The sequence below is a fragment of the Streptococcus oralis genome, from assembly GCF_001578705.1.
GTDB classification, from domain to species: domain Bacteria; phylum Bacillota; class Bacilli; order Lactobacillales; family Streptococcaceae; genus Streptococcus; species Streptococcus oralis_J.
The window spans coordinates 1-456 of the sequence record NZ_KQ969045.1 but is presented as its reverse complement, the minus strand read 5'-3'; the positions used below and the strand labels follow the sequence as shown (position 1 = coordinate 456).

Annotated in this window: 1 pseudogene; it reads left to right on the top strand. The window is 34.9% G+C overall.

The features are described 5' to 3' along the window. Positions 1-56: 56 nt before the first annotated feature. Positions 57-456: pseudogene (locus SORDD05_RS09630) on the top strand (IS3 family transposase); the annotation flags it as partial.

Sequence of the window (456 nt, the reverse complement as noted above, 5' to 3'; positions counted from 1 at the left end):
TGAACTGCACCCCAAAAGTTAGACAGAAAAAATCTAACTTTTGGGGTGTTTTTATTATGAAATTGAGTTATGAAGATAAAGTTCAGATCTATGAACTTAGAAAACAAGGATATAGCTTAGAGAAGCTTTCAAATAAATTTGGGATAAACAATTCTAATCTTATATACATGATTAAATTGATTGATCGTTACTATTCTCCTGAATTAAAACAAGAAATGATTAATAAAGTCTTACATGAAGGCTGGACTAAAGATAGAGTTTCTCTTGAATACGGTCTCCCAAGTCGTACGATACTTCTTAACTGGCTAGCGAAATACAAGAAAAACGCGTATACTATTGTTGAGAAAACAAGAGGGAGAGTACCTAAAATGGGACGTAAACGGAAGAAAACTTGGGAAGAAATGACAGAACTAGAGCGACTCCAAGAGGAGAATGAACGCTTACGGACTGAGGTGG